The 7017-nt window shown below is 71.7% G+C and carries 4 protein-coding genes; all 4 read right to left on the bottom strand.

The annotated features are described in order from the left end of the window. Positions 1-128: 128 nt before the first annotated feature. Positions 129-2762, bottom strand: coding sequence for a DEAD/DEAH box helicase (locus tag E1283_RS28495; RefSeq protein WP_132821046.1), 2634 nt, complete (start codon positions 2760-2762; stop codon positions 129-131). Between the two features lie 467 nt (positions 2763-3229). Next, positions 3230-4039, bottom strand: a complete 810-nt coding sequence (locus tag E1283_RS28500; protein ID WP_132821047.1) for an MBL fold metallo-hydrolase — start codon at positions 4037-4039, stop codon at positions 3230-3232. A 955-nt stretch (positions 4040-4994) separates the two neighbouring features. Beyond that, positions 4995-5807 (bottom strand): SDR family NAD(P)-dependent oxidoreductase, encoded by an 813-nt coding sequence (locus tag E1283_RS28505; protein WP_132821048.1) that lies wholly within the window; start codon positions 5805-5807, stop codon positions 4995-4997. Positions 5808-5813: 6 nt separating this feature from the next. Beyond that, positions 5814-7017, bottom strand: a 1204-nt coding sequence (locus tag E1283_RS28510; protein WP_132821049.1) for a class I adenylate-forming enzyme family protein, incomplete at its 5' end; no start/stop codon positions are given.

Below are 7017 nucleotides of genomic sequence, written 5' to 3' on the forward strand. Positions count from 1 at the left end.
ACGGTGGGGCATGAGGGCCTTCTGATGCTCGGTGGAGATGTCGCAATCCACACCGAAGCCGGAAGGCCCTCACTCGTTCAAGACCACGACCACATGTCGTCCGTCACCAACCTCCGTGGACAGAACAGCTAGGCCGTGGTGATCGGGAGGGTGGTCACCAGGGCGAGCCACTGGCTGGGGAGAGCCTGTTGCTTGCTGAGGACGTCCGCGACGACGGGCCGGGCGTCCGTGGTCTCCAGCCGGCTGGTTTCGGCCCGGATCGCGCCCCAGGCGGCCAGCAGTCGCTGTGCGATCTGCTGGATCGGTTCGGGCGCCACCAGGAACAGCGGGCTGCCGGTGGCGACCAGTCCGGCGTCATAGGCCACACCCGTCTGGGGGGTGACGAAGAGGATCACCGACCCTTCGGGAATCTCGCGGCGGGTCACCCCCGCCGCGTAGTTCAGATGCGTCAGTGCCTCGCGCACGCCCTTGGAGGCGACCTTCGGGCCCGTGGCTTCGGACTTGGCCTCGATCGCGAGCCAGAAGTGCTCGCCGAACGTCCAGACGGCGTCGGGCTCGGAGTGCGCGGAGGAGCGTTGAAGGACTTCCGCCCCCATCAACTCGCCCAGCGCGGTCAAGCCGTGCTCGAAGAGGGTGCTGTCGGTCTGCCACAGCCCGTCCCTGATCTTCTGCTCCTGGGGCAGCGGCTTCATGCTGGTCCGCAGCGCGTGGCCGGTGATCCGGTCGATCACCCACTCGTCCAGGGGATCGGGTGCGGTCTCCTCGGTCTGGCTGTTCGGAGTCAGGAGGGTCGCCGCGTCGAGGTTCAGCTCGCTCAGCCACTGCGTCCCCTGTGCGGAGACGCGCGCGTCGTCGAAGGACCGGTCCGCCACGCCCACCCAATGGGTTCCACCCGCGCCTTGCGCCGCCAGGACGGCCCAGGCCCCGGCGAGGTACTGCCAAAGGGCGCGGTAGTGGCTGTCTCCGCCGGAAAGTGCCTCGATCGCCTTGCGTGCGCGTTCGACGGCCTGTTCCCAGTTGTGGTGCCACGCCGCGTTGGCGGCCTCGACCTCGAACCGGGCTGCCGCCTGCAACTGAAGTGTGCCCTCCGGCACTTGGTGCGGCCGGTCGTCGGTCTGTTCGCGCTCGCGGACGAACTCGTCAACCTTGGCCCAGTCGTCACCCCCGGCGGAGACGGTGGCGAGGGCTTCCCGCAGGTCGGCCTCCGAGGATCCTTCCTGTTCCATGCCGAAGGTGATCTCCGTGCGGATCTCGGCGGGCATGGTGTCCAGGTGGGTCGCGCAGAAGTGCTCCAGGTCGCGGCCGAGCATGATGATCGCCGCCCGGTCGTTGCTCCCGCGGGTCGCCCTTCCGGCTCCTTGGATGAGCCGGGTGCGGATCCGCTCGTTGAGTACCGCGTCGGCTCCCAGGCTCTCGTAGAGAAACCGCTCTTGCAGGTGAGCACCGGTGGGGCAGCCGTGCATGACGACGAGCCGACAGGTGTCGCCGGGAAGGTCGATCCCGTCGTACCTGTTGGCGGCGGCCAGCAGCCCGCGTTTGGCGTCCCGGAACTCGTCGGGAGCGTCGTCCGCCTCACCCGTGACCCACTGCGGCATGCCGACCGGAGCCACCGCCTCGACCAACTGCTTGCGCTCCGCGTCGCTGCGGGCGATCAACAGGGCTTTGCCGAAGGCGTCGATCTGCTCGCGCACGAAACCGGGAAGCCTGTCGTTGTCGAGACCGCGGGTGAGGCCAGGGAAGCAGAAGAACCGTCGGCCGTTGCCCGCCTCGCCGTCGTCGTCTTCCGCATCGGGGACGAGAGCGGCGGGATCTCCTTCGATCCGCTCGATCCGCTCGATCCGCCGGCGTCCGAAGGCGCGCTCCAGCTCTCCGCTGTCGCCGAGCGTGGCTGACATGTAGATGCGCTGGGCAGCGTCGTCGAACTGCTTGTGCGACAGGGTGGGAGGGACCACCGGCCGGATGAAGATCTCGTCGCTGTTCGCGTAGACCAGGCAGGCCGCCAGTCCGCTGTGTCCCAGCTTCTCGTAGGCGAACCGCCACCGCGGCTCGAAGACCAGCGCGTGCTCCAGGACCTGTTCCAGCTTCGGGGCGGCCAGCGTCGTTTCGGCGACGCCCGCGAGGTACACGCGGCCGGCAGTGCGGTGATGCAGGCGCCTGGCGACGGCGGCGCTGAAGGCGCCGCAGCCTGTGAGCACCTCAACGACCTGGTCATACGTCGTGCTCTCCCGGTGACGCTGGATGCGCACGCTCCAGGTGGAGGCGACCGGGCTTTCCGCCGCGTGCGCGTCGTCCAGGACGAGGGCCTGCGGCGCCATCTTCGGACTGGAGTTGAACACGGCGTTGAACGTCGCGAACGCCAGGGCCTGCTTCCGCACGAAGCGCAGCGCCGCGGCAGGGTCCCATTCCTTGTGCGTGCCGGTCAGGTCGACCGCCGGGACGCCGTAGAGCTCTGCTAACCGGGCGGCCTGCTGCGCGAGTTGCCGGGTCGGCGCCAGGTAGGCCACACGCTCGTTCCTGCTGCGACGCCGCCACTCCGCGATCAGACAGCCCACCAGCGTCTTCCCCGACCCGGTGGGCATCTCGAACGCCAGATCCTCGCAGCCGAGCTTCTCCATGTACGCGCCCAGGACGCCTCGCTGGCGCGCTCGGAGTTCGCCCGGTGCCCCAGGGCGACGCTCCAACTGCTTGAACAGGGCCATCGGCGACTCCGCGCCCGCCGCAGGGGTGCTGTTCTTCATGATGAAAGCCACGCGGATCAGCACACCACGAATCACCTGGACGTGTGACGGAGAATTCCAGCGCGCTGCCGCCGATGCGCTACCTCGGCGAGCCCAGTCAACAACTCCGCGGCGGAGGCGGCGGCGTCCATCACCCGACGTCCGGCTCGTCAGACTGCCCACCACCGGCCCTGAATGCCGTGACCCGTCTGATCACCGTGCCGATGGATTCCGGGTCGGTACGCGCCCAACGTCCACGCGGAGTCACCACGTCCCCGGCTGCGCCAGTGAATACGCGACACCTGAACACGCGCGCCTACCAGTCTCAACCCCAGGTCGGCGAGCCTGGTGCACGGGAGCGGACGAGAGCGCACGGGAGCGTACGCGTCGGTGTGGTGGGCGATCGTTGTGCGGAGGCGTCCGACGGCGCACGCTGGCGAGTGTCCGGGGAGCGGCGTGATGTCGAAGGCCGCGTGCGCGTGTTCGCGGAATAGCCGGTGCTGCCGGGTGGGTCAGCGGGTGAGGAACGGCTCGGTCAGGTGCGGGGTCGCGAGGTGGAGGGTGCTGGTGGCCCGGTGGTGGAGCAGCTGTTCCCTTGAGGCCCTTGCCTGCTCGGGGTCCATCTCGTGGGCGTAGGCGAGTTCGGGGTGGAGGAGCTGGATCGCGTGTACGAGCAGGTCGCCGGTGACGGCGACCAGTTCGCGTCCGGACGTGACGAGCATGCTCTGGTGCCCGGGTGTGTGACCCGGCGTGGCGACCACGCGTTCGCCGCCGCCGCGTAGTGGGGTGTCGCCGTCGAGCAGTCGCAGCTGATTGGTCTTCCGGAGCGGGTCGATCACGGCGGACCGCAGTTGGGGGTTGATCTCCTCGATCGCGTCGAGTTCGGCCTGCTGCAACAGGTATCCGGCGTTCGGGAAGAACGGCCGTGACTGGTCGCCGCCGCCGACGACGGCCCAGCCCACGTGGTCGGTGTGGAGGTGGGTGAGCACCACGGTGTCGACGTCGGATGGTTCGATGCCGGCGGCGGCCAACGAAGCCGGGAGCGCCCCGGGCACGGGTGCCCACGAGGCCGCCGGGCTGTCGGCCGGGCCGATTCCCGCGTCGACCAGCGTCACGCCCTGGTCGCTGCGGATCGCGAACGCGCGGAACTGGAGCCGCCAGCGTCCGTCGGCGTCGAGGGCGCCGGGATCGAACTGGTCGGCCGCCGCCCACTGCTCGGTGGTGGCGCCGGGGAAGGCCTCCGCCCTGGGGGAGAAGAAGGGGCCGGTGCCGTCGGCGAGCGCGATGACGGTGTACGGGCCGACCTGGAGGGAAGGGGGCATCCCACAGATGGTGCCACTGGCGGGCGGCCCACGACCCAGCAGGTTGCCCCAGAGCTCACGCCCAGGTCGTGGGCACCTCGCAGGACCGGCGGACCTCGGCCTCGTGCATGCCCGATCCCGGTTCACCGAGTGAGTGGACAGCGGGACGTTGGCGGTGGTGGCGCGTCCGAGAGCGATAACTGGGACACGCATCGGCGGCCCTGGTGGCTTCGATCGCCGCGCTCGGTGGCTCGGGCATCACGGCGGCGTGATGGAGCTTCGGGTTGGTGGTCCGGCCGGTGACGAGTTCCCAGAAGAGGGTCCTGAGATCGATACGCGATGCGGCCCTCGCCCTGTCGCCGAGGTAGAGCGCGACGTGACCGGCGTTTTTGTTGGAACAGTCCGACGGAGTCGCGGTCGCCGCCGGCGAGGTCGGTGAGGCTGGACTCCTGCGTCGCCACGGCCACGGCCACGGCGATCACGGCGGCAGGGAACGTGCCTGGGCAGTCCGCGTGATCGTCTCGGCGTTGCGGGTCTGTGCCTGGCTCCACCGGGCGGAGGTGTCTGTGGTTGTCGGCCGAGTGGTGGGCGCGCACGTCGTCGCGCTGGACGCGTCGGGACCTCCGGCGATCACGAGCGAGCTGGTGGCGGCCGCCGCCGGCTCCGCGTCCTGGGCGGGAGGTGAGCCAGGCGGGGATGGTCTCGCGGTGGAAGTGCGGGATGCCGAACACCTTCGTATCGGGGCTCGGGCCGGTGCCGTCGGAGAGGTAGCTGGCCCACGTCTCCTCGGTCGGACGCTGCTCCTCGGGGATGCTGAGCCGGGCCTCTTCGAGGTCGAGCAGGTCTCTCGGGTCGGCTACTGCGGGAAGTTGCGGGATGGGGCGGCCTTCGATGGCGGCCAGGAGCTGTTCCTCGTCCCAGATCCGCTGACCGGCACGGCGAGGTTGGCGGTCCGCCGTTCCCCTGAGGCGGCGGATCAGGCCGGGGCCGGGTCCGGCCGGTGGTCCGACTCCCTGGTGCCGAGGACGTCGTCGACCGTCAGGTACCGGCCGGAGAGGTGGTCGGCGGTGCCGGCGGCGAGGGAGGCGACCGCCCGGACCGTGCGCTCGACCGGGGTGCCGCGCCCCTCGCTCAGCTGCCGCACCAGCCAGTCGCGGCGCCGCGCGTGCCAGGGGGTGGCCGGGGCGTCGTCGGTGAGGGCCGCGGTGGTCAGTCCGATCGGCACGATGCCGGGGTGCAGGCTGAAGGTGCTGACGCCGTGCTCCCGCGCCTCGTGGGCGATGTTCTCCATGCACTTGATGCCGGCCGCCTTGGAGACGGAGTAGGCGGACAGCGTGGGCCAGCGGTGCTGCCCGGCCCTGCTGCTGATGCTGACGATGCGTCCGCCGCCCCGGCCGACCATGAAGGGCAGCACGGCGTGCGCCGCCGCCGCGGTGCTCATCACGTTGACGCGCATCGCCTCCCACCAGTCGTCGAGTCCCACCTCCCAGAACGGGCCGACCGGGCCCTCCACCCCGGCGTTGTCGATCAGCACGTCGATCCGGCCGAACTCCTCGACCGCGCGCCGGGCGACGGCGCCAGCGGCCGAGGGGTCGGTGATGTCCGCGGGAAGCGGCAGCACCTCGGAGCCGGCGGCCCGGAGTTCCTGCGCGAGGTCCGCCACGGCCCGCTCGGTGCGGGCGGTCAGGACCAGGCGCGCCCCGTCGGCCGCGAGGGCGGTGGCGATCGCCGCACCCAGGCCGCCGGTGGCGCCGGTGACCAGGACGACGGGAGGACAGGAGCGTGTCACGGCGACTCAGCCTTCCCTGACCATGGTGGTGGTGGTGGCGGTGGCCGGCCCGCGCAGCGCGGCACGGTCCAGCTTCCCGGTCGCCGAGACGGGCAGCCTCCGGACGAACTCCACGGTCCTCGGCACCTTGTAGCGGGCGAGCCGGCCGCGGCAGTGTTCGCGCAGTTCCTCGACGGAGACGGCCGGGCCGCCCGGGTCGGCGACCACGACGGCGTGCGGCACCTCGCCGCGCTCGGGGTCGGCGCGGCCGACCACGGCCACGTCGGCGACGCCGGGGTGACCGCGCAGCTCCGCCTCGACCTCGGCGGGGTGGACGGTGTAGCCGTGGGTGATGATCACGTCCTTGCTGCGGCCGGTCAGCGTGACGCAGCCGTGCTCGTCCCTGACCCCCAGGTCGCCGGTGCGCAGCCAGCCCTGCTCGTCGCAGACCGGCACGAGGTTCCAGGTGCCGGTGCGGTGGCCGGGGGTGACCTGCGGTCCGCGTACCCACAGCTCGCCGACCTCGCCCGGTTCCGCCGTCATACCGTCCCGATCCCCGCCGTTGTGACCGGTGACGACCAGTCGGATCTCCAGGCCCGGCACCGGCGCGCCCGCGCTGCCCGGGCAGGTGCCGGGGAGTGGGCCGAGGCCGGGGCCGGCCAGTTCGGTCATCCCCCAGCTCTCGAGCAGCGGCAGCCCGGTGTTCTCCTCCCAGGAGCGCCGCAGTTCGGCCGGTGCCTGCTGGCCCGCCGACAGGCAGCGGCGCAGCCGGCCCGCGGCGACGGCGGCGACGGCGGGGGCGTCGGGGGCGTCGGTGGCGAGCAGCCGCGCGTAGACCGTGGGGACCCCCTCCAGCACGGTGGCCCCTCCACGGGCCAGTCTGGCCACCCAGCGCCGCGGATCGAAGGCCTCGGGGGTGACGATCAGCGCGGCCCCGGCGAGCAGGGTGGCGGCGGCCACCAGGTGGCCGTAGGTGTGCGCCAACGGGATGGGCAGCGCCACCACGTCGTCCGCGGTGCGGTGCTGGTGGCGCCAGTAGCGGGTGGTGAGGTGCAGGGCCTGCTCGGTCTGGAGCAGTGCCCTGGGGCTCCCGGTGGTCCCCGAGGTGTGCATCACCAGGCAGGGTGCCCGCGGATCGCGCTCGGCGCCCGGCCAGGACGCGCCGCCGGCCGGGGAGTCGGCGGTGGCCGGGGCGTCGGCGGCGGGCGGGACCGGACCGATCGTCCGCACC

This window comes from Streptomyces hainanensis, assembly GCF_004348415.1.
GTDB classification, from domain to species: Bacteria; Actinomycetota; Actinomycetes; order Streptomycetales; family Streptomycetaceae; genus Streptomyces; species Streptomyces hainanensis.

What these genes read in the sequence shown, in the direction of transcription:
- E1283_RS28500 (WP_132821047.1), bottom strand. Translation starts at nt 4,039, where the DNA reads ATGCCCCCTTCCCTCCAGGTCGGCCCGTACACCGTCATCGCGCTCGCC.